General features: G+C 37.9%; 15 protein-coding genes. 7 read left to right on the plus strand and 8 right to left on the minus strand.

Annotated features, from left to right (window positions below):
• Positions 1 to 21: 21 nt before the first annotated feature.
• Positions 22 to 1,707, minus strand: coding sequence for a RagB/SusD family nutrient uptake outer membrane protein (locus DHD80_RS09730; RefSeq protein WP_251740976.1), 1,686 nt, complete (start codon positions 1,705 to 1,707; stop codon positions 22 to 24).
• A 5-nt stretch (positions 1,708 to 1,712) separates the two neighbouring features.
• A complete protein-coding gene (locus DHD80_RS09735; protein WP_251740977.1) occupies positions 1,713 to 4,892 on the minus strand; it encodes a TonB-dependent receptor in 3,180 nt (1,059 codons plus the stop codon).
• Positions 4,893 to 5,378: 486 nt separating this feature from the next.
• On the opposite strand from DHD80_RS09735, the gene DHD80_RS09740 reads away from it, so the two are divergent.
• Together DHD80_RS09740 and nagB are read left to right on the plus strand one after the other, a co-directional pair.
• On the plus strand, positions 5,379 to 6,647 hold the full coding sequence (locus tag DHD80_RS09740; RefSeq protein WP_251740978.1) for an ROK family protein: 1,269 nt from the start codon (positions 5,379 to 5,381) through the stop codon (positions 6,645 to 6,647).
• Positions 6,648 to 6,653: 6 nt separating this feature from the next.
• Entirely contained in the window at positions 6,654 to 8,579 is a 1,926-nt protein-coding gene (gene nagB / locus DHD80_RS09745) for a glucosamine-6-phosphate deaminase (protein WP_251740979.1), read from the plus strand.
• A 3-nt stretch (positions 8,580 to 8,582) separates the two neighbouring features.
• On the opposite strand, the gene DHD80_RS09750 is transcribed toward nagB, so the two are convergent.
• From DHD80_RS09750 to DHD80_RS09765, 4 genes are read right to left on the minus strand one after another with little or no spacing between them, the layout of a single operon-like run.
• A complete protein-coding gene (locus tag DHD80_RS09750) occupies positions 8,583 to 10,184 on the minus strand; it encodes a beta-N-acetylhexosaminidase (RefSeq protein WP_251740980.1) in 1,602 nt (533 codons plus the stop codon).
• Positions 10,185 to 10,210: 26 nt separating this feature from the next.
• Positions 10,211 to 10,978, minus strand: a complete 768-nt coding sequence (locus tag DHD80_RS09755; RefSeq protein WP_251740981.1) for a creatininase family protein — start codon at positions 10,976 to 10,978, stop codon at positions 10,211 to 10,213.
• Complete coding sequence (locus DHD80_RS09760; RefSeq protein WP_251740982.1) at positions 10,975 to 12,249, minus strand: sugar MFS transporter; 1,275 nt, start codon at positions 12,247 to 12,249, stop codon at positions 10,975 to 10,977. Before DHD80_RS09760 ends, DHD80_RS09755 begins: the two co-directional genes overlap by 4 nt.
• A gap of 9 nt (positions 12,250 to 12,258) precedes the next feature.
• A complete protein-coding gene (locus tag DHD80_RS09765) occupies positions 12,259 to 13,116 on the minus strand; it encodes an ROK family protein (RefSeq protein WP_251740983.1) in 858 nt (285 codons plus the stop codon).
• Between the two features lie 228 nt (positions 13,117 to 13,344).
• On the opposite strand from DHD80_RS09765, the gene DHD80_RS09770 reads away from it, so the two are divergent.
• The gene (locus DHD80_RS09770; RefSeq protein WP_251740984.1) at positions 13,345 to 14,826 is read left to right on the plus strand and encodes an aminopeptidase P N-terminal domain-containing protein; all 1,482 of its coding nucleotides are present in this window, start codon (positions 13,345 to 13,347) and stop codon (positions 14,824 to 14,826) included.
• Between the two features lie 47 nt (positions 14,827 to 14,873).
• Here DHD80_RS09770 and DHD80_RS09775 read toward each other — a convergent pair whose 3' ends face one another.
• Positions 14,874 to 16,829, minus strand: a complete 1,956-nt coding sequence (locus DHD80_RS09775) for a hypothetical protein (protein ID WP_251740985.1) — start codon at positions 16,827 to 16,829, stop codon at positions 14,874 to 14,876.
• A 503-nt stretch (positions 16,830 to 17,332) separates the two neighbouring features.
• Here DHD80_RS09775 and DHD80_RS09780 point away from each other — a divergent pair.
• The 3 genes from DHD80_RS09780 (at position 17,333) to DHD80_RS09790 (ending at position 21,081) form a co-directional block, all read left to right on the plus strand.
• Positions 17,333 to 18,010, plus strand: a complete 678-nt coding sequence (locus tag DHD80_RS09780) for a hypothetical protein (protein WP_251740986.1) — start codon at positions 17,333 to 17,335, stop codon at positions 18,008 to 18,010.
• A 234-nt stretch (positions 18,011 to 18,244) separates the two neighbouring features.
• On the plus strand, positions 18,245 to 20,326 hold the full coding sequence (locus DHD80_RS09785) for a tetratricopeptide repeat protein (RefSeq protein WP_251740987.1): 2,082 nt from the start codon (positions 18,245 to 18,247) through the stop codon (positions 20,324 to 20,326).
• Between the two features lie 2 nt (positions 20,327 to 20,328).
• The gene (locus tag DHD80_RS09790; RefSeq protein ID WP_251740988.1) at positions 20,329 to 21,081 is read left to right on the plus strand and encodes a LytTR family DNA-binding domain-containing protein; all 753 of its coding nucleotides are present in this window, start codon (positions 20,329 to 20,331) and stop codon (positions 21,079 to 21,081) included.
• Between the two features lie 69 nt (positions 21,082 to 21,150).
• On the opposite strand, the gene DHD80_RS09795 is transcribed toward DHD80_RS09790, so the two are convergent.
• Entirely contained in the window at positions 21,151 to 21,579 is a 429-nt protein-coding gene (locus tag DHD80_RS09795) for a hypothetical protein (protein WP_251740989.1), read from the minus strand.
• Positions 21,580 to 21,982: 403 nt separating this feature from the next.
• Here DHD80_RS09795 and DHD80_RS09800 point away from each other — a divergent pair, with 403 nt between their 5' ends.
• Positions 21,983 to 23,029, plus strand: coding sequence for a hypothetical protein (locus DHD80_RS09800; protein WP_251740990.1), 1,047 nt, complete (start codon positions 21,983 to 21,985; stop codon positions 23,027 to 23,029).
• Positions 23,030 to 23,056: the final 27 nt, after the last annotated feature.

The following is a 23,056-nucleotide window of genomic DNA, read 5'->3' on the forward strand; positions in this document are numbered from 1 at the left end:
TGTCACTCTATGCTGATTAAATTAATAACCAGGATTTTGTGTAAGTACGCCACCGCTTAAATCAATCGCATTTAGCGGTATTGGAAGTAGGGAATTCGTCTCTTTGAATGTAGAGACTTTCCCTGGAAAATTAGTAATAGTCCTTCCTTCTTTTTGCACATAAGAATTTAATACTTGTGCTGCAATATCCCAACGGGTAAGATCAAAGAATCTATGTCCTTCCAATGCCAGTTCTAGCCTTCTTTCAAATCGAATCGCTTTAATCGCAAAATCTTTACTTGCAAAGGAATCATATAATTCAATTTGATAATTAGCGGCATCACCGTCTCCATCTACTTTCTTAACATAAGTCATATTCTTAGCACGCTCCCGCACCATATTTACATAATCTAAGGCAGTCTCCAAGTCTCCGGTTTCTGCTGCAGCTTCTGCGGCCAATAATAGCAAACCTGAATACCTCATGATGTTATAATTAACCCCTGAATGTTGCTGTCCCCAGCCCCCGGTTCCCATGTTCACATCTTCCCCGGCATAATAAATATTCTTTTTGGGCAAATATGGACCGGAAATATCAGCTGCACTTGCACGGATCCATTCTTTCCCAGGATTGATCCCAAAACCATTATAATCGATACCTCTTCGGCCTACGGTATAATCCAGTCTTGGATCTAATGGCCCGGATTCGGGAGTAAAAGCATCAGCACTTTCAATTCCATAGTCATTGGCCACATCTGTATTGCCATAAGTATCTAATAAAGGAAGTCCATTTTGAGTTTGGTAGGCATTAACAAGATCCTGGGTAGGCTGGTAAAAACCACAACAAGAATTAAAAGGCCCACCACCAGGAAAATTCAAGGTGCTTCCTACATTTCCATTATACGATTGACCATCATCAGCAGCAAATTGCACGGCAAAAATAGATTCTGCACTATTTTCTCCACCTGCCCTAAAATTATCTACAAATTCAGTATTTAAAGCATAAGGCCCATTTTGGATCACATCCTGGAGAATCGAAAGACCTTCAGACCATTTTTCCTGAAAAATATAAGTTTTGCCAAGAAAAGCCTTTGCTGTCCATGAAGTTGGCCTACCTGCTTCAGCTTGAGTATCTGGTAAATTATCGACCGCGAATTGCTGATCAGCCTCAATCTGGGCCCAAATAGGACCGGAATTCGGCTGATTGAATTCGGTATTTGCATAATTTTCTTCAGAAATATATGATGGATTTCCAAAGATCTTCTGCAATTCAAAATTGAAATAGCCCCTTAAAAATCTTGCTTCAGCAAGTTTACCGTTGAAATCTCCTCCTTCGATACCATTTATAACATTTATAACGTTATTTGCTCTGTTAACTCCGGCATACAAGGCTTCCCACTTTCCTAGGATATAAGGATTACCTGAAGTAAATGAGTAAGTCTCAATCAAAAATAAATCTGCCTGGTCACCATCTGTACTTCCTTTATGTGCATCATCTGAAAGTACGTCGAACCACCAGTTATCTGCACTTACAGCAAAGCCATTTCCACCATTCTCTCCAACTACACCATCTAAAGCAGAATAAGCACCGGTAAGTAATAAATCTACACCTTGAGCATTTTTAAGCGCGTCATCTGAGAGCGCCCCTATAGCAGGTGTTTTCGTGAAATCTTCGCTACAACCAATAAAGATCAGTAACGGAAGAATGTAATAAACTAACTTCTTTTTCATTTTTATTATAGTTTTATATTAACTCCTAAAGTAAATACCTTGGCGATTGGATAAACATTATCGTCTACCCCTAAGGTTAATGCATTTCCATTATAGGTTGAACTAATTTCAGGATCAAACCCATCATATCCGGTAATGGTAAACAGGTTGGTACCCTGAATATATAATCTTAGATCCTGAACCCTTAATCTATCTGCCACACCTTCAGAAAAATTATACCCAACCTGAAGGTTCTTCATTCTAAAATACGAACCATCTTCTACAAAATACGAATTTGGATTGGTTTCCCCATTTCTAATAGTTTGACTTAAAGCCGGTAAACTAGCGCTCGTATTGGTTTCAGACCATGAATCAAGAACTCTTACACTTCTATTTCCGTTAAAAAATGTTGGAAAATCGGTATAAATTTTCTCGTAGTTATAAACATCATTCCCCTGTGAACCAGCAAAAAATGCGGAAAGGTCAAATCCTTTGTAGCCTGCGGTCAGGTTTAAACCATACGTAAAATCTGGATGTGGAGAGCCTATATAGGTCCTGTCATTATCATCAATCACATTATTGCCGTCAATATTTGCATATCTAAAGCGGCCTACCCCATCTTCAGGATTTTCAAATCCCTGGCTTGGAGCACTCGAAACTTCTTCAGCACTTTGGAATATTCCGATAACTTCCCTTCCATAAAAAGAAGATAAAGGCCTTCCAACTTCGGTTCTTGTAACTGCGCCTCCTCTGAATCCTCCAAAACCTGGCTGAAAATCACTTATTAAGTCAATCACCTCATTTTTATAATGCGATAAATTGAGATTAAATCCATAAGAAAAGTCAGTATCTGTAACATGATTGTATCCAAGGCTAAAATCCACACCCGTATTCCTCACAGAACCCAAGTTGACAAACGGTGCGGCTGCATCGATTGCCGTAGTACTAATAAGACTGTTATCCTGGGTAATTAAATCTTCTGTATCGATCTGGAAAAATTCCAAACTGGCATCTAATTTGTCTTCGAAGAATCCAAAATCGAAACCAAGGTTTTTAGTAACACTCGTTTCCCATTTCAAATTGGGGTTCCCTACAGCACTTAGAATTGCACCTGTGGTAATAGATCCACTACCATTAAATGCATAATTGGCTAGAGATTCATTCAACCCATTAATATTGATCGTAGGATTTCCAACTGGTAAAGTTTGGTTACCCACCTGACCCCATGAGGCTTTTATTTTTAGAAAGCTCATAAAAGAAGAGTTGAAAAAATCTTCTTCACTTACTACCCATCCCGCACTAAAAGAAGGAAAGATATCACTTTTATTATCTCCTAAAAATCTAGATGATTCATCACGTCTCACTGTCGCGGTAAGAAAATATTTTCCGGCAAAATTATAATTGGCTGTTCCAAATAAGGAATATAACGTGGAGGTTCCATCATACGCATAATCTACGATTGCTGCTCCTGAACCATTTTCCAATAAATAAAAATCGGGAGTTTCAAATAAGTAACCCGTTCTACTGATTTGTTTTCCTTTATTCCGTGATGATAAAGCTTCAATACCGGCTACAGCATTGATACTGTGATCGCCGAAAGTATCGTTATAATTCACGGTATTGGTCCAAATCCATTGATAATTATTGAAATCTTGTTCAGATAAAGTATTTGTAGATCTTGCCTCCGAATGTTCCGGATTTACAGGTAAAAAATTTCGGTTGTTGAAAGACTGGATATCCGCTCCAATGGAAGTTTTTACGCTTAATTGGTCAATAATTTCCAACACGGCATACACGTCACCAAATAACCTTAAAGATTTATTATAATTATCTGAGGCTCTTTTAAGGTCTGCAACCGGGTTGGTTGGGTTTGAAAGACCTGCTGAAGCAACGTAAGTTCCTGCAAAGTCCCCATTATCTGCGTATACCGGTATTAATGGACTCATTCTCAGAGCCAGGTCAGTTACATTACCTCCTCGTGTATTTGAAAATGAAGCATTCAAGTGTTCTCCCACTCTTAGCCTATCCCCAATCTTAAATTCTGAATTCAAGCGGGTTGTTGCTCTTTCAAATCCTGTTTCCTGCTGAATACCTTCACGTTTTAAATAGTTAACAGATAATAAATATTTTCCAAATTCATTACCATTCTGTAATCCTACGGAAGCATTGAATGTAGGAGCATTTCTGAAAACTTCATCCAGCCAATCTGTTCCGTTAGGCTGCTCTACAGTTACATCTACAGGAATACCCTGAAGCATCGAGGGAACCACTGGTTGCGCACCACTTCCATATTGTGGATGTGAAACAGTAACACCATCATTTCTTAAACTTTCAAAAATCATTTCACCATGTTGCTGGGCATTTAACAGATCAGGCAAATTTGTAGCCCTACTGAAACCAACATATGTGTCTACTGAAATTGTTGGCTTAGACATATTGTATCCACCGCCTTTCGTTGTAATAATCACTACGCCGTTTGACGCCCTTGCCCCGTATATGGCTGCAGCACCATCTTTAAGCACGTTCATTTGTGCTATATCATTAGAGTTTAGGTTATTTAAGATAGAAGGATCATCGGTTTGCACTCCATCAATAATATATAATGGATTGTTATTATTACTGGTACCAAAACCACGAATCCTTACAATTGGAGATGCTCCCGGAGCCCCACTATTGATTACCGTAACACCAGTCACCCGGCCTTCCAAAGCTTCAGCAGCATTTACGATGGGTGCTTTTGTAGCTTCAGACATATCTACAGAAGATACAGAGCCCGTAATATCAGCTCTTGTTTGGGCGGTATATCCTAAAACCACAATTTCATCCAACTGGCTTGCATCTTCATCCATGGTAACATTCAATGAAGTTTGATTGGTAATAACGATTTCCTGGGTTACATATCCTACATAACTAAATACCAGGGTTTGATCGGTCGGCACATCCAGACTATAATTTCCATCGAAATCTGTTTGGGTTCCTGTGTTTGTTCCCTTCACGAAAACATTCACTCCCGGGAGCGGCATTCCATTCTGGTCTACTACAGTCCCACTTACGGATTGCTGCAGAATGATCTCAGCTGATGAGGCTGCAAAAACATCCGGGTTTCCTCCAACGAAAAACATTGATAACATGCATATGCATAGGAGGATCTTTTTGCCCTTACCCCGAGAGTGTTTCACGGGAATGGTAATAATCTTCACATTCATAAAATTGATTTTAAAGGTTAATTAGTTAACAGGTCAATGATAAATGTATAAATTTTTCTTAATAACTCAATCGTTATCGTAATAAAATTAATAATAATATTTTTCAAGTTCAGTCTGTTACCTTATTTTTTTCATAATGAGGACTTTATTTTCTAAACAAAAAACTTTTTAATGTATTTCATCGATTAGTGCTTCTAAAATTCAATTTTCTGCTAATTAAACCTTTAAAAAAGTTTGATTTTTTTATAATAATATTGAATAAATTCAATTTTTGTGGAAAAGACTTTAAAATTTAATTTGCTGTATTTCAGATTTATATAATTATTATTTTGTTTTATTTAGCCCATTTCTAGATATTAATTTTCGTTTTGTAAATCTTTACTTTAATTATAAAATTTTTTACAAAAGTTTTTTATCTTTATTTTTAATATAGTTTTGTAACTGGAATTTTGATTTCTTTAACCTTTTTTGTTGAAAAAATAAATTATGTCTAACGTATTAGAAGAATTTATTCTTAATAAAGATCTACACCAGAGTTCGCATGTAGAAAGAAAAAAACACTTTCAAAAATTGCGTATCCTCAAGCATTTATATCTTAATGGAGCGAGTTCTAATGCAGAAATATGTACCGCCTTCAGCTTTAGTTTGCCCACATCTATGTCCCTTCTTACCCAAATGGCTCAAGAAGGTATTATAGAGAAAAACGGAAGAGGCGAATCTTTTGGAGGGAGGAGACCAGATCTCTATGCCCTAAAAAATAAAACCTTTTACGTATTAAGTATACATATAGACAGGTTCAACATTCGTCTTGCTTTAATAGATAATACTAATGCCACTGTTTACGAAGAAAATATTGCATCCAAAATCACAGGTGATGTAGATATTGTAAACTTCCTTTTCGAAAACGCTAATCTTCTAATACAAGCATCCAAAATCGATACAACCAGCCTATTAGGAATTGGTATAAGTATGCCCGGTCTTGTTTCTTCAAAAGAAGGTAAGAACTTTACTTATTTTCTAACGGAACAGGAATCTGAATCTTTACAAGCTGTCCTAAAAAAGAGGTTTAATAAGCCTGTATATATCTTAAATGACGCGAAAAGTGCCTGTCTTGCTGAAGTGAAATTTGGATTAGCCAAAGATATAAAAGAAGTGCTGGTTATTTCGATGGATTGGGGTGTAGGTTTGGGAATCGTGATGAATGGCAAAATGCTAACTGGAGCTTCAGGCTTTGCTGGCGAATTTGGTCATATCCCCATGATCGAAGATGGCGAACTTTGCCATTGTGGTAAAAGGGGCTGTCTTGAAACTATTGCTTCCGGGCTAGCTCTGGTAAATAATGCTAAAAAGGGTTTAAAAAATGGGGAAACTTCACTACTTCAGGATATGATTGGGAAAGATCTGGAGCAATTGAACCCTGATATCATCATTGAAGCCGCCAATCGCGGCGATCAGTTTGCGATTAATTTAATTTCTGAAGTGGGGATCAATATGGGAAAAGGAATCGCCATACTTATTCAAATCTTTAACCCCGAATTGATCATTTTAGAAGGTAAGATTGCCGAAGCCAAAAAATTCATAACCACGCCTATTCAGCAGTCTATTAATACCTATTGTATGATTCAGCTAAAAGAAAGAACAAAAATAAGCCTGTCCAATCTTGGGAAAAATTCAAGTTCCCTGGGCTCTACGGTTGCCGTGGTTAGTAATGTGATAAAAAGTCAGCTAGCGCTGGAAAATATTGAAACAAATTAAAAGATTATGGCTCGATTAAATCTCTTAGAAGAAACTCGATTTGAGAAATTACCTGTAAAAGTTTTTGCTTCGGAAGATGAAGCTGCTTTAAAAGTTGCTCAGAATATCGCTAATATTATTCAGAAAAAACAGGCAAAAGGAGAGTATGCGGTTTTAGGCCTCGCGACCGGAGCTACGCCAATTGAAGTTTATAACAATTTGGTGAAAATGTACCAGGAACAAGGTTTAAGCTTTAAAAATGTAATCACTTTTAACCTCGACGAATATTATCCTATGCAGCCAGATTCAAGACAAAGTTATGTCGCGTTTATGGACGAGCATTTGTTTAATCATATTGATATAAAAAGGGAAAACATCCATATTCCCGATGGGACTTTAGATAAAGACAAAATTGCAGATTATTGCCTTGCCTATGAAAATAAAATTGAATCTGTAGGAGGATTGGACCTTCAAATTCTGGGAATTGGCCGTACCGGTCACATAGGTTTCAACGAACCGGGTTCCGCACCAAATTCCGGAACCAGACTTGTTACCCTCGATGATCTTACACGGCGTGATGCCTCCAGGGATTTTGGGGGAAAAGAAAATGTTCCTACCAAGGCTATTACCATGGGCGTTGGTACAATTTTCAAAGCAAAAGAAATCATTCTAATGGCCTGGAGCAAGAAAAAAGCTTCCATCATTAAAAAAGCGGTTGAAGGCGAAATTTCCGGAAATGTACCTGCCACTTACCTGCAACTTTCAGATAACGTCACCTTTATTCTGGATGAAGAGGCAGCTTCAGAATTGACCCGTTTTAACACACCCTGGTTGGTTAAGGATTGTGTCTGGACAAAAAAAATGATAAAAAAAGCAGTTATCTGGCTCTCTTCGGAAGTAAATAAACCAGTTCTTAAACTTACCGACGAAGATTACAATAATAATGGGATGGCTCAACTGGTTACGGAACAGGGACCGGTCTATGATATTAATATTGATGTATTTAATCAATTACAACACAGTATAACAGGCTGGCCGGGAGGTAAACCAGAAGCAGATGATTCCCAAAGACCTGAACGAGCCGAACCATCTCATAAACGCAGCCTGATCTTTGCTCCACATCCAGATGATGACGTTATTTCTATGGGGGGAACTTTTATTCGACTGGTGGACCAGGGACATGAAGTACATGTAGCTTATCAAACCTCCGGAAATACAGCAGTTTGGGACACAGATGTCTTAAGATATGTTGAATTCACCATAGATTTTAATAAGAGTATTGGGGAAGAAACTGAACATCTGGAAAAAGTATATCAAAATATGCGTGCATTCCTGAAAACAAAACAACCCAATCAAATCGACCTTACCGAAATCAAAAATGTAAAGGCTTTTATTAGAAAATCTGAAGCCTATGCTGGCGCTCGGTATGCCGGCTTAGAGGACAAGCATATTCATTTTATGGCACTGCCCTTTTATGAAACCGGTAAAAAGATAAAAAACCCAATTAAAGAGGAAGATATTAAGCAAACCATGGCTCTGCTTCAGAAAATTCAACCCCATCAGGTTTTCGCCGCAGGAGATTTTGACGATCCCCATGGCACCCATATCGTATGTTTTCATATTATCCTGGAAGCTATGAAAAGACTACGAAAGACCGAAAATTGGACTAAGGATTGCTGGCTTTGGATGTACCGGGGAGCCTGGGATGAATTTGAAACTCACGAAATTGAAATGGCCGTGCCTTTATCCCCTCATGAAGTGACGCGTAAAAGAAATGCTATTTTTCAGCATCAATCACAAAAAGACAGGCCTGTTTTCCCCGGGGATGATGAACGTGAATTTTGGGTACGCGCTGCGGAAAGAAATCGGGAAACTGCCGTGAATTACCATCAACTTGGCCTGGCAAATTACGAAGCTATGGAAGCCTTCGTTCGCTGGAAATTTGAGGAATAATAGTTAATTTTTTACTTCAAAACCTGCGTAGACATTTCCAGGATCAACCATCACTTTTGATTTCGTAACCCAGTCAATTTCAGGGCTTGGATGAAACCTGATCCCCATATTTCTCAATCGGTTTTCGTGTTTTTTAAGTCGGGTTATGAAATCTTCAAAATTACGGTTCGAATCCTGAGACCAGCCAATTTCAGCGACTGCTGCTAATCTTGGCCAAAAACGATCATCCATCATAGCATCATTTGTAACATGCTCTGTCCAAACAGGTGCTTCCACACCTATAACATTGGGATTATTAGTTTTAAAATCATACACATTTTTGATGCTCACCCCATCAGGTTTGCACCAGTTCAACGTATTCTCCTGCCCTGGAAAATTGGCGTGATCCAGGTAGAAATTGGAGCATATAGATTCAATAATTTTTACATCTACAATACTTTTAGTTTTTCCATTCCAATTCTGGCTAATTAAAGATCCGTCAACTTCCGCCTTGGTCACTTCTTCCCAACCAATACTGGTTTTACCATAATGCCGCACAATAGAATCAGCTTTTACCACGAATTCTTCGTAGCGTGGATCTTCGATCTCGTCACCTCCCAAATGTATCCAGGGCCCTTTGGTGATTTTAGCCAGCTCCCCTACTATTTCAGATACAAAATCATAGGTTTTCTCATCTTCTAAACAAAACCGGCTCCAGCCTACTTCATAGCCCGAATACAAATCTGGAGGGGTTGCTTTTTTAGGGTTAATATTTGAGTTTTCAGCACAATTCAATTCAGGATAAGAAACCAAAGCAGCATATACGTGACCCGGCATATCCACTTCCGGAATAATCACAATATTTCTGGCCAGGGCATAATCCTGTAATTCTATATATTCTTCCTGGGTGATAAAACCGGAATTTCCATCTTTTACAGCGCTTTTTCCTCCAATTTCGGTCAGTTTTGGTTTGCTTTTTATTTCAATTCTCCAACCCTGGTCATCGGTCAAATGCAAATGCAAACGGTTTAGCTTGTAAAGTGCCATTCTATCTACGTGCCTTTTTAAATAGTCTATACCAAAAAAACTTCTGGCCATATCTACCATACTTCCGCGCCAGCTATATTTAGGCGAATCCTTAATTTCAACATTTCTAAGTGCAGGAACTTTTTCTGCTGAAGCATTTTCCACGCCCGCTGGCATAAATTGTCTCAAGGTCTGGATCCCGTAAAAGAGTCCTGTTTCCGTAGCACTTTTTAGGGAAACCCCGGTATTGGTAATACTTAAAGCATAACCCTCTTCCCCCAGATCTTGCAGTGAACTATCCAGAATAATATTCCAGTTTCCACAAGTATCGCCACTGGTCACTTCTGAATTTATTTTTGCTGCCTGTAATAAATGCTGAAGCCATTCTGCAGAAATTTTTGCCCCGGAATTATAACAGATCGTATTGTTTTCAGGAATGATAAACTGGCCGGAACCCCAGTTGGCTTCTGTAGGCGCTGGGATAATTGCCGGGATTTCAACTAATGCAACATCTCCAGAAATAGTCCCGGTACTTTTACATCCAAAAATCAGGAAAATAAAAACTGCAGCTAACTGAAAAATTCTTTTAATTGTGCTCATATGCTAAAAATTATAAGGAGAAAATTTTAAGTATTCTCGTAACGTTTTTCAATAGTTATATCTGAAACTTCTTTGATCAAACCCGCTAGTTGCATAGCGGTAGCTTCAAAAAATTGCCTGCCCTTTTCTGCCGTGGCTAATTTGGGATCTCCCACTCCGGTATCTTTCGTGACCAAAGACCATTGTCTTTCAGACCAGGCCCAACCCTCTTTGATCCCGGTTATTTTTGATTTATTCTCAGCACCATCCCCGGCTTCATTTAAAGGGAGGACCAATTCCGGCTTCAAGTGCATCATCAAACTGGTTTCCATTTCATCGGCATGGTCACCTTTCTTTTCAAAAAATTGAGACTTATCCACGGTTTGAAAAAAATTGGTCGTGATCAGGAACATTTTAGGGAATTTCAGGCCCAATTCACGAAGGATTGGTTTGAAATCATTGCCGCCGTGACCATTAAAAATAATGAGCTTAAAAATTTCCTGTCGGTTCAAAACCTCAATAATGTCTGATAAAATGGCAAACTGAGTTGTAGGATTCAAATTAATATCCAATCTTATATCTGCCTGACCTGTATTTACACCAAAAGGAATATTTGGGAGAATGACAAATTTCGCGTCCTGTTCATAAGCTAATTCGCCTGCTCTTGCCGCAATTGCTTCAATTTGATAATTATCTGTTGCATAGGGAAGATGGTAATTGTGAGCTTCAGTCGCGCCCCAGGTGAGCACGGCAACTTCAATTTCCATTTCTTTTATAGATTTCCAGTTATTTTCAGCTAAAATATAAGGTCTCATGATCTTCGAATTTTATGTCCTGCGATCGCATAGTATAGAATAAACAGGTAGCATGGGATCAACACCCAATATGCAGACTGGGCGTTCCACGAATCTGCAAACGCGCCATAGGCCAGGGGAACAATTGCACCTCCCGCAATTCCCATTACCAATAAAGAGGATGCGGCTTTCGTAAACCTACCCACATCTGCCAGAGCCATAGGCCAGATTGCCGGCCACATCAAGGCGTTCGCTAAACCAAGAAGGGCTATAAATCCCAGTGAAACATAGCCACTGGTAAAAATTGCCAGGAGGGAAAAGACAATTCCTACGATCGCTGATAATTTTAAAGCATTTTCTTGTTTTATATATTTTGGGATCGTGATAATTCCTATGATATAACCCGCGATCATGGCGAACATCGTCCCGGTAGCAAAATATTTCGCGGTGGTAAGGGGAATTCCCTGGGATGCACCATAACTAATAATACTATCTGCAGAAATTACCTCAACACCCACGTATAAAAACAAAGTAATTACTCCTAAAATCACATGAGGGAAATCGAAGACACTGTTTTTCCCTTTATTGACAGCACTTAGACTTTCATCTTCCTCATCGGTATCAACTTCCGGGAGGGATGATTTATAAACCCAAAATGCTAAAATTAAAAGAACGATGATAATCCCAATATAAGGCGGGATTACCCTTAAAGCCATCGCATCCAGTTCCGCAGTTCGTTCTGAAGCCGTTAGATTGGCAATTTCAGATCTTAAAGCGTCTGCCTTATCCAGCTGAAGAAAAAAGCCAATAATGATTGGCGCCAAAGCCCCGGCAACTTTATTACAAATTCCCATGATGCTGATTCGTTTGGCCGCGCTTTCCGCAGGCCCCACGATGGTGACATAAGGATTGGAAGCCGTTTGCAAAATTGCCAATCCGCTACCAATAATAAACAGTCCTATAAGAAATATGATGTACGTTCTGGAATATGCCGCAGGAATAAACAGAAAAGCTCCAAAAGCCATAAGCACCAAAGCCAGCGCCATTCCTTTTTTAAATCCAAATTTCTTCAATGTACGGCTGGAAACAGGCGCCATTACTACATAAGCAATGTAGAAGGCGAAAGTGACAAAAAATGCCTGAAAAGTGGTTAATTCACAGGCAATCTCGAGATATGGAATTAAAAGCGAATTAAGCCAGGTGACAAAGCCGAAAATAAAAAATAGCGCTCCAATGATGATGATCGATCTGTTTACATTCGATGGCGGCTGAATGGTTTTGGTTTGATTCATGGCAATGTTTTAATATTCTTTGATTTTTGAATTTTCGAATAGGCTTACTGCACCAAGGAGTGCAATATTATCAATTTCTGAAACCTCAATAATAAGGTTTTCTATGATCTTTTTAAAAGGAAAGGTATGCACTGCCTCCCACATGGATTTTTCAAAATAGGGAAAGGAGCGGCTAATGGAACCTCCTATGAATATAGCTTCAGGAGCCAGGGTATATAAGATTACTTTAAAAGCATTTCCAACATGATTCCCAAAATCTTCGAAGATTTTGAGCGCTTTTTCATCACCAGCCTCAGCTTTTTGAAAAAGGCTTTTTCCATCTTCTGAATAAACCGTTGAAAAGAATTTACCACTACAATAATCTTCAATCGTTTTATCTAAATAGGGAATGTCACCAAGTTCACCTGCCCCGGAAAGTGTTCCGGAATAAAGCTGGTGGTTGGCAATAATTCCGGTTCCAAACCCGGTCCCCAAACTTACCGTAACAAGATTTTTATAATTTTGGCCTTTGCCATAGTATTTTTCACCTAAAGCAAACGTGTTTGCATCGTTGGTAATTTTAACCGGGCGATCATATTTCTTTTCAAGAAAATCTTTTAAGGCCACTTCTTTCCAGGAAGGAATATTCCAGAGATCATAGATAATCCCGCTATTTTCATCAACCAGGCCGGGAACACCAATCCCAAATCCTGCTATATCTTCAGCAAAAATGGTATCGATCTCCTTACAAAGTTGATCAATAATTTCTTTTTCAGGTAAATGTGCAGGTGTGGGAAATTGAATTTCTTTTAATAATTGACTTCCGGAAACAATTCCTAAATGAATCTTTGTTCCGCCAATATCAATACCGATATATTTTTTCGCCATTAAGTATGGATGTAAGAATGAAAATCCTTAGAATTCGAATTGCATATTTCAAAAATTCCAAAGGAAATCTAAAGATATCTTAAAATTTTTAAGATATCAATAGGAATACAGGAGAAATTAGAAAAATTATTTTGGATAAAACCATAATTACCAAAAGCGATCAAGTCATTTTAAAATTTATTGGCTATTAAAATCTAATTCATAAATTGTTGATTAAACTTTGAGATTATGAAGTCCATACTTAACTGCCTGCTCCTTCTTTTTTTTACCTCCATTTTTGCCCAGGAAGGAATCCCAACCGACTATCTCTCATCAGAATTCCACAAGAGCCGCCGCGATGCCTATAGAAGTGAAATGCCCACTAATTCTGTTGCGGTGTTTTTTGCCAATCCCGTGAGAAATCGCGCAAATGATGTAGAATATGTTTATCATCAGGATCCAAACTTTTATTATCTAACCGGCTACAAAGAACCCCATGCCGTTTTGGTTATTTTTTCTGAAGATCAAAAAGGGGAGAATGCGGACTATAATGAATTGTTTTATGTTCAGGAAAAAAATGAGAGAGCTGAAATGTGGACAGGAAGACGTTTAGGAACTGAAGGTGCTCATGATGAATTAGGTTTTGAGAATGTATTTAATGGAAAAGAATTTTTAGAGAATAAAATCGATTTTAATGCCTACGATCAGGTTTTAATCACCACATTCCATGACGATTATCGCGACACGCGGGATCCAGCAGATTTGGCCAGTCTTATTGAGCATTTTAAGAAACAAACAAACTATGGCAAAAGTTCACCAAAGCAAGTTTCTAATAAAAACGTCAATAATATTGAACTAAACCAGGGCGGGGAAGTACAAGCGAAAATTTCCAGGATTGAAACGGGCACTTCAGAAAAAATTATGGCAAAATTGCGTCAGGTTAAAACTCCGAAAGAATTGAAATTGTTGACTAAAGCGGTTAAAATTTCCGCGCAGGGTCAACGGGAGATCATGAAAGCAATGCACCCGGGAATGTCTGAAACCGAAATTCAGGGAATTCACGAATATGTATATAAAAAGTATGGTAGCGAATATGAAGGTTATCCATCTATTGTAGGTGCCGGTTCCAACGGCTGCGTTTTGCATTATATAGAAAATTCTAAAACAAAGGTGGAAAATGATCTGGTTTTGATGGATTTAGGAGCCGAATATCATGGCTATACTGCTGATGTTACCAGGACTATCCCGGCAAATGGAAAATTTTCTTCGGAGCAAAAGCAAATCTATGACCTGGTTTATCAGGCACAGGAAGCCGGGATTGCTGCAGCAACTGCTGGCTCCGAAATACAAGGCACACATGCAGCAACTTCACAAGTGATTAATGAAGGCCTGGCTGAATTAGGAATTATTGAAAATGCTGAAGAAAAGCATCGCTACTTCCCGCACGGAACTTCCCATTATATTGGACTTGATGTCCATGATGCCGGACTTTACGGTATTCTTGAACCTAATATGGTCATTACGGTAGAACCAGGCATTTATATTCCGGAAGGAAGTGCCTGTGATGAAAAATGGTGGGGAATTGCCGTAAGGATAGAAGATGATATTTTAATCACCGAAGATGGACCGGTAAACCTATCTGTAGATGCGCCTCGAAAATCTAAAGAAATTGAAGCTTTAATGAAAGAAACGAGCCCTTTTGCACATTATAAATTGCCGATACTGGACTAATTACCTAACATTTCAAACCCTTAAAGGTCTTTAAAATTAAGATTTTCTCAATTTTTATTATAATGATAGGTCATATAATTATTATAACATCCATAAGTACTATTAGCTAATATCTGACCGTCGTCAAAAAACATCATATATGAAGGTGAAGATTGCATAGTAAGGTGTATGGCAGCAATGCCCCTGCCTTTAAACTCATAATCCTGGCAGTCTTGCCAATAATAATTATTAATTTGTGGTGTAAAACTATAATTTCCTTCACGTATCAAACTTCCATCTAAATAAGTAGAATAAGTTCCATTATCATTAAATTTAATTATAGATACTGCCCCAAATGGCACTCCATAAAGACCCAATTGCATTGTAAATGAGTTGTTTACAATTTTTTTATATGCTTCGTTGACTAAGGTTAAATCAAGATTTATAGTGATTACTCTATTGTTAGTTGCATCTCTGAGGTAAATTGGAAATTTATTCATGGTAATAGTATCACCAGTTTTGGGTACATCCCCCAGTAAAACTCTTGACCATTCACTTCCATTATCTACCAGTACCGGTTCATTATCTAATAACAATCGATAGTGATGCCATACGAAATTTGGAATTGTATATGAGTCTCCATTACTAAGTGTTTCCACCGGTACTATTGCGCCATAGTTTGGATTTTCTATAAACTGAATTTTATAATTATAATTTTTATGAAGCCTTATAGGATATTTCCCCTCCAATTCATTAAATTCATCAGTATAGGTGAATTCTAAAAAGGTATCCAGGTAATTATCTGTAGAATTTTGATCTGCATAACTTGCATTAATCAATATGTGACCATCGCTAAAGCTAACATTGTTCAAATTAACCCGGGAATCACTAATGGTAAATTTTGAAGCATAAAAGATTGTCTGGTCCGCAGGTATATTTTCAACCTGTGCTGAATCAGGAAAGAAATCTCTTTCGAACAAGGACACATTTGAAAACCAAATTTCATCGTTTACAAATTGAATAGCACTGTTCAGCTTTTCCAATACTGTGTTGAACGTTAAAAAACTTCCGAAGAAATCTTTCAAATTCTTGTTCGAGTCATTCTTATCTGAACTTATAATAGATCTTTCTCTGGTTTCAAATGGAAAAACCTCATTCTCATTATTATATAACTCCAATATATTATCTTCATTCTGCGTAGATAGCGAAGATTCAATAGAATTGATAGCTATATCCACTTTTTTCAACGTAGATGCAGATAACTGATCTTTGTAATCATAGGACTTATAAAGTGCGATAGCGGCGATGGTTACCAATCCTGATTTGGAGATTAGTTCTGGGTCGATGGTAGCTGCCACGGTAGCAGCAGAAAATGTGGTTACAGATAAAATATATTTCCCAACAATCGCCAGCTGATCGTGGTTAATCCGCTCATAGTCATCCAAAATTGTATCATCTATAAACGATTTATTGGCTGTATATAATTTTGCCAACTGCAATTTATCGTCGTTAGATAATGTCGCGTAGTTTTTTTTGAAAGCTTCAAGAATAGACAAGACGTTAGTGCCCTTTTCAGAGGCTGGATTTACCGATTCTTCAAAAGCTAAAATATTATCAAAGAATGGTTTTAAAGCATCTTCCGCACTATTCGTAATTGTAGTTTCTAAAATATTTACAGATAGTACAAAGTTATCTATTTCTGAAATTTTTATTTCCTGTTTACCTAAACTGGTGACTCCAGGAATTACTAAAATATATTCAATAGCATTGAATTTTTCAATAGTAATTGCCTGCCCATCCAACGTTACTTGATACTGTTGTGCAATCAATTTATCACTACTAAACCTAATAATTTCCTGGGTTTTGACTGTCCCTAAATCTAAGGTTTCAGCTTGTTGATTTTCCTCCTCCGCAGGCTCTTCTGTCTCTTCCGCCACTTCTTCTCTCTCAATTACAGGCTCTTCTTCTGTTTCGCAGGCAGTGATAAAAAATACCAACGTCAGTAAAAACAGGAACTTTTTCATAATAAATAATTTATTAAGCTAAAGTAATATTGTTAACTACGGTAGTAAATACCCTTTATTGGGTATATTTTGAGTCCAACAACTATAAAAGGTAAGAAAATGAAGCCTGTCGAAGATTGGAAAGACAACTCATTAGCATAGTCTAATATGTCCTTTAAAATATAACCACTCAGGGAAAATCTCCTCAATCTTAAATTGTTCGAACATAGGTTTTACTTCTGTAAACATTTAGAGAAGACTGGATAAGTAAATAAAATTTGAGTTTTCCGGCCATATTTTCGGCAAAAAATTCATCTTTCGAACTAGAGCTTTTGAGATAAAATTTTATCATACTTCGAATTCTAAATCTACGCTAAAGAGTAAAAAAATAAAATTATACAACGTGCTGATTTATTGAATATTACATTATTATTTCATGTTTTTTGCATATTTTTAGAGGTAGTAATACATGCATTCTAACCCATTAATTTGGAACATCTATTGTTAACTTTACAAAATAGATTATGGCACTTGGCACACTCATTTTTTTGGCACTTTTGGCAGGTGGATTCTATCTTGCCAAGCGATTTGGATTAATTTTCTGGTTTATCACGCTTATCAACACGCGTAAGGCCAAATTTACACGCCGCAATAATTCAGGCAATTCTGTATTTGATATTAGCCCGGCAAGACCATCATGGACCCTCATATTAATTTGTTTAATATTATACTTAATCGGCAACTGGATCTTTCAAATCGATACGGCTTCCGGTCATCCCGGGACAGTTGCATACCTCATTTGGATTTTTATTCCCGTCTTTCTATTCTTTTTATTGATTGGCGCACGCTATCGCAGGCCGGCGCAGCTAACAATTTCAGACAAAGAACTTGCTGATGGGAAAAATTCCTGGGGCTTTCCTGAAATTGCCGGATTTTATATCCGCAAAGGCAGTAGAAGAGGGGAAGAAGAAGTGGGGTCTAGTCTCTCCATCGATCCATGGACCGGGATGGTATTTGGTGGCAAATCAACATCTGCCCTATTAGGAAAATTCCTCGGCGGAAAAATGGCTCAGCGTTCCTATTTGCTTACGATGAGGACGCGTCAAGGCAGCCGTGAAATCGTATTGGCAGGTGGTCTAACCCTCGAAACTGCAGAAGCTTTACTCCAAGATCTTACCGAAGTTATTAAGCCTCACAGCTAAAAAAGGTGTAGAAACTATGTTCATTTTATTAAGGGAAGGAACAAGAAGGGCGACATGGGTTTGCTTTGGAAACCCATTAGGCATAATCATGAATTTTAATGTCTAGACTATTCAGCAGAATGTTATTGATCCATAATAAATACATTTCATCTACTACAGTTGACCCATAATGATTAAATACCTATATTAGAGATAGATACACCCTGCTCTCTATCTTTAAAAACAACCACCATTATGAGAATAGGGTTACTTTTGATATTTATATTTTACCTTCAGGATGCATCTTCCCAACAGGCAGAAATAGACTCCATTCAAAATTTACTCAAAGGGCAAATAAGTGACTCCCTGAAAGCACACTATCTTAATGAACTTTCATATTACCATTCCACCTGCGATGCGGTGCAGGGACTTAAATTTGCGGAAGAAGCACTTGATGTTGCAAAAGCCATAAAGAATAAGCCGCAAATCGCTACGGCATTTAAACGTAAAAGCCAAAACTTCACGGTGCTGGGTTTGAACGAAGAAGCTATTAAAATGTATACCACGGCCATTAATATCTTTAAAGAAAGCAGGGATAGCACGCAATGGGCAAGAACCCTTTACTCACAGGGGCTGGTATATTATAACCAATCTGAATATACAAAATCCACAAAAAACTATCGTTTGGCCTTTCAGCTTTTTAAAGGTTCAAAAGATACACTATTGATGGGGAAAATGCTCAATAGTATCAGTATCAATTTAATGTATGAAGCTAACTATTCTGCAGCCCTTCAAAACTACTTAAAGGCTATTAAATTGTATGAGTCCATAGGTGCAACAAAAAGTATTGAATATGCCCAAATCATTAGTAACTTAGGTCTATTATATGCCAGGTTAAAAGATTATAAAAAATCCCTGGATTACCATGAACAGGCCTTGGCCAGCTTTAGGCGGTTAGGGCATAAACAACTTGAGGCTGATGCGCTTTCTAATTTGGCAAACACTCTGGATTATCTAGGTAAACCCCTTAAGGCATTAAAATTATACCAAGAATCCTATGACCTGCAAGAAGAGGTTGGCAACAAATTAGGGAAGGCGAATGCCCTTACCAACATAGGGGTCGTACTCATTCCCCTAGGAAAAAATCTGGAAGCAATAAAAAACCTTAGTAGTGCATCTTCTGTTTACGAAGAACTGGGCAACAAAGCAAACCTTTCCATTGCACAAGAAAATATGGGGGAGGCATACCTGAATTTGTACGAAGAAAAAAACGCAAAGAACTTCTTGCAAAATGCAAAAGAACAGTTCAATAAAGCTCTTCTTAATTCCCAGGAAGCGGCTACTATAAATACCGAAGAAAGAATTTTGGGCCATTTGTCCAAGATCCATGCACAGCTAAACGATTACCAGGCCGCCTATGAAGCAAAGGCAAAAAGTAGCCAGTTAAAAGATAGTATTACCTCCACGGGAAGCGAAGCAGAAATTGCGCGTCTTGAAGCCCAACATGAATATGAGAAAAAAGAAACTGCGCTGGAGACAACCCATGCAAAACAGGAGGCCATTGCCCAAGCAGAGATTTACAAACAAAAATATATAAAAAACACCGTAATCATTGGGGGTAGTGGCCTTTTGGCAGCGGGTATTTTGACTTTATTCTTATTAAAAAGGAAAAGGGATGCCGTAGCCCGGCAAGAACGCGCTGAATTTGATACCAAAGTATGCGATACCGAGTTGAAGGCACTAAGGGCACAGATGAACCCCCACTTCATCTTTAACGCCTTGAATTCCATTAATCATTTTATAGATAAAAACGATAAGGAACAAGCGGGGGATTATCTTACAAAATTTGCAGACTTAATGCGTAAAACGCTCGTCAATTCCGAAAAAAAGGAAGTCCTGCTGGAAGATGACTTAGAATTATTACGGCTCTACCTGGAAATAGAAACCAAAAGGCTCAATAACAAATTTACTTCTAGCATTGAAGTAGATCCGGGGATAGACATACATAGAACCCTTATTCCACCCTGTATCCTACAACCCTTTGTAGAAAATAGTATCTGGCACGGAATCTCGCAAATGAAGGGGAAAGGCCATATAAAAATCGAAGTAAAAGAGAGGGATAAGATGTTGGTCTGTTCTGTGGAAGACAATGGTCAAGGGAGGGCAAATACCATAAATACACTTAGAAAAGAATCTGAAGTAAAAGGCATAAATATCACCCAAAATCGAGTAAATATAATTAATCAAGTAAAAAACAGTAAGGGTAACGTAAATTTTATCGATAAGCCACAAGGAGTACGTGTAGAGGTAAGCCTGCCCCTGGAAATAGCATTTTAACTATGATAAACACATTGATAATAGACGATGAAAAACACTGCATTGACCGGATAGAAGGTCTCCTAAGAACATGTGGATCAGAATTTCAGCTAACGGCAAAAGCGCAAACCGTGGAAGAGGCAATTAGTGAAACCAAAAAACACCATCCAGACCTCGTTTTTTTAGACGTTCAGATTGGTACTCAAACCGGCTTTGATTATTTGGCACAATGGGACCAGCCAGATTTTGATGTAGTCTTCACCACAGCTTATGACCAGTATGCCATAGAAGCTTTTAAATTCAGTGCCCTGGATTATTTACTAAAGCCCATCGACAAAGAAAATTTTAAAGTGGCCATTAATAAGTACACCTCCAGATTGTCCAAAAATTATTTTGACAAAAAAATGGAGGTGTTGATGCACAATCTAAGAAGCAACCAGGCAACGAAAAAAATTAGCATTCCTACCCAAGAAGGTTACGAATTCCTGACACTTCAGGAGGTTTTAAGATTGGAAGCTGATGGCAATTATACTCATATCTTCCATAAAAATGGAACAAAGCTTACCGTTGCCAAAACTCTAAAGGTTTTTGATGAGATGCTGGTTGGATCCAATTTTTTCAGGATTCACCATTCGCATTTAATCAACCTTATCCATATCAAAAAATATTATAAGGGCAAAGGCGGATATGTGGTTATGGAAGATGGTGCTTCGGTTGATGTATCTACCAGAAAAAAAGAAGAATTCTTAAAATTCCTTACCAATTATTACCACTAAGAGCCTACATTTCACCAGATTTCCAGAATTTATTTTTAGCAAAAAATTACCTAAAATCCCCCCTATGTTTTAATTCTCTTCAATACCTTTAAGAATGTTCTCATTTTTTACATATAGGCTCTCACTGTTGATCAACCAGTTTTTATATTCCGCTTTGGTCATAGTAGTTCGTATATTCCTGGAGTTATAGGCGGTGCCTTCTACCTCTACCGTGGCAACAAAAAAGTAATTGGAATAACGCACCACTCCGTCCATCAGCATATCATACTCAGGTCCGGCATTTTCCAGTGCAAGGTCAAGGGCATCTTTTATATTAAAACCGAACCCAAAAACATAGGACTTCGATCCTTCAGTCTTTACACCTTCGGAAGTATTTACATTCAAGTTTACATTTTTTGAACTAATGGCCGTAAAATCAACCAACCTCACCGAACAGGAAACAGATAAAATACCGGCTAAAACAATAAGGGCGAATAGTTTGAATTTTGAAAGCATCATATAAATTTTAGTTTTCCTACTCGTAAGGCTTTTCGGTTGCGCCCCGTTATTAGGTTTCTGGACTCCTCAATATTATTAATAATTTGCCTAAATTTAGATTGTTAGATTTCTTCTGGTTAGCAGAAATTAGTGAGCGTTCAGGCTTATTTAGCAACTGTCCCGTTATACTTAGGAAGTGCGATAAACTGGATTTGTTTATAAAACAGATAAAAACCACAGGGGCTGACTATTCCTTTCAGCTATTCATAAAAATTATACAGATACTAAACCTGCCCAAACACTTACTCATTTCAGGTTTGGAGACGCATTTTTGATGCCTATTTTAGGGTTACTGTTTTACCTACTTCTAAGTTTCTTACTCCCAGTTTGCCTATTTATACCGTATAATCTAAAAGCTGGTACAATGAAAAAAATAAGCAAATCGGCATTTCTACTTTTAGCCATTATAATGTTGATAGCCCTGGCCGTTATAAAGGAGAGAAAAACATCTGATATGGCAGATAAGCTGGGAGATATAAAGAATACAGAACTTATTGTTCATGAGAATAGTCAATTTCCTTCTTTCATAGAATTTAATACCCAAGGCCTGAATTATGAAGTAGAGTTAACCGACATTTTTTTAGGCAATTTTGAAGCAGTTCCTTTTAAACGGGAGGAAATGTTGTTTGGCACCTTGTTCAATATGTACGTCACTACCTATGCTAAATATTGTCCTGGCAGCCTTCCGAAAGATAAGATCGAATTAACAAAACAGGAATGCGAAACATACCAGATTACCAAGAATGGCTACGGTATGGAAATCAGCCGAACTTGTATCAACTATCGAACTGTTGGAACAGATCTGTTTACCACGCCCGAAATGTTTGCTGCTATGCAGGTATTGAGTAATTTTCAGTTAGGCAATACACTTTCATTAATGTCACCAGATGGTGGATTTGGCGCCATTGCCAAGACTACGGGTGAAATGAAAGCCGTTTATACAGATATGACAAACCTTCTTAGGATGAACGCTTGTGATAGCCCTGGTCTAAAAAGGTTTCAGGAAAACCTAAGACGGTATGCACTTAATGAGCAACCTAAACGATTGGAGGCATTGATTGCGGAAAGAAAATCTAACAAGGTTGAAATTTCCGAAAATCAAAATGCACAACAACTCCTTGAAGACCTGGTATATCAAAATTCCCTGCAGTGGAATTTTAACCGCTTTCAAAAGGGTAGTGTCCATGATATAAATATCTTAAGCACAGATGCCCTAGGTAGGCCGAGCAAGATCAAGGGAACGTATACCTTCTCTGGGTTTGGTGGAAAAAAAAGAGGTACGGTTACGCTTACCTTTAATGCTAAAGGAATGCCAGATTGCCTGTATTTCTTCGACTTCCCAACTACCTGTAGACCAGCCAACCGGAAAATCGCCAACGAATATGCTAAAAATAGCTATGCCAATAATTAGCAAATGAAAAATCTATAACTATTCAAA

Source organism: Gramella sp. AN32 (genome assembly GCF_023718305.1).
GTDB lineage: Bacteria > Bacteroidota > Bacteroidia > Flavobacteriales > Flavobacteriaceae > Christiangramia > Christiangramia antarctica.

What these genes read in the sequence shown, in the direction of transcription:
- DHD80_RS09730 (WP_251740976.1), bottom strand. Translation starts at nt 1,707, where the DNA reads ATGAAAAAGAAGTTAGTTTATTACATTCTTCCGTTACTGATCTTTATT.
- DHD80_RS09735 (WP_251740977.1), bottom strand. Translation starts at nt 4,892, where the DNA reads ATGAATGTGAAGATTATTACCATTCCCGTGAAACACTCTCGGGGTAAG.
- DHD80_RS09740 (WP_251740978.1), top strand. Translation starts at nt 5,379, where the DNA reads ATGTCTAACGTATTAGAAGAATTTATTCTTAATAAAGATCTACACCAG.
- nagB (WP_251740979.1), top strand. Translation starts at nt 6,654, where the DNA reads ATGGCTCGATTAAATCTCTTAGAAGAAACTCGATTTGAGAAATTACCT.
- DHD80_RS09750 (WP_251740980.1), bottom strand. Translation starts at nt 10,184, where the DNA reads ATGAGCACAATTAAAAGAATTTTTCAGTTAGCTGCAGTTTTTATTTTC.
- DHD80_RS09755 (WP_251740981.1), bottom strand. Translation starts at nt 10,978, where the DNA reads ATGAGACCTTATATTTTAGCTGAAAATAACTGGAAATCTATAAAAGAA.
- DHD80_RS09760 (WP_251740982.1), bottom strand. Translation starts at nt 12,249, where the DNA reads ATGAATCAAACCAAAACCATTCAGCCGCCATCGAATGTAAACAGATCG.
- DHD80_RS09765 (WP_251740983.1), bottom strand. Translation starts at nt 13,116, where the DNA reads ATGGCGAAAAAATATATCGGTATTGATATTGGCGGAACAAAGATTCAT.
- DHD80_RS09770 (WP_251740984.1), top strand. Translation starts at nt 13,345, where the DNA reads ATGAAGTCCATACTTAACTGCCTGCTCCTTCTTTTTTTTACCTCCATT.
- DHD80_RS09775 (WP_251740985.1), bottom strand. Translation starts at nt 16,829, where the DNA reads ATGAAAAAGTTCCTGTTTTTACTGACGTTGGTATTTTTTATCACTGCC.
- DHD80_RS09780 (WP_251740986.1), top strand. Translation starts at nt 17,333, where the DNA reads ATGGCACTTGGCACACTCATTTTTTTGGCACTTTTGGCAGGTGGATTC.
- DHD80_RS09785 (WP_251740987.1), top strand. Translation starts at nt 18,245, where the DNA reads ATGAGAATAGGGTTACTTTTGATATTTATATTTTACCTTCAGGATGCA.
- DHD80_RS09790 (WP_251740988.1), top strand. Translation starts at nt 20,329, where the DNA reads ATGATAAACACATTGATAATAGACGATGAAAAACACTGCATTGACCGG.
- DHD80_RS09795 (WP_251740989.1), bottom strand. Translation starts at nt 21,579, where the DNA reads ATGATGCTTTCAAAATTCAAACTATTCGCCCTTATTGTTTTAGCCGGT.
- DHD80_RS09800 (WP_251740990.1), top strand. Translation starts at nt 21,983, where the DNA reads ATGAAAAAAATAAGCAAATCGGCATTTCTACTTTTAGCCATTATAATG.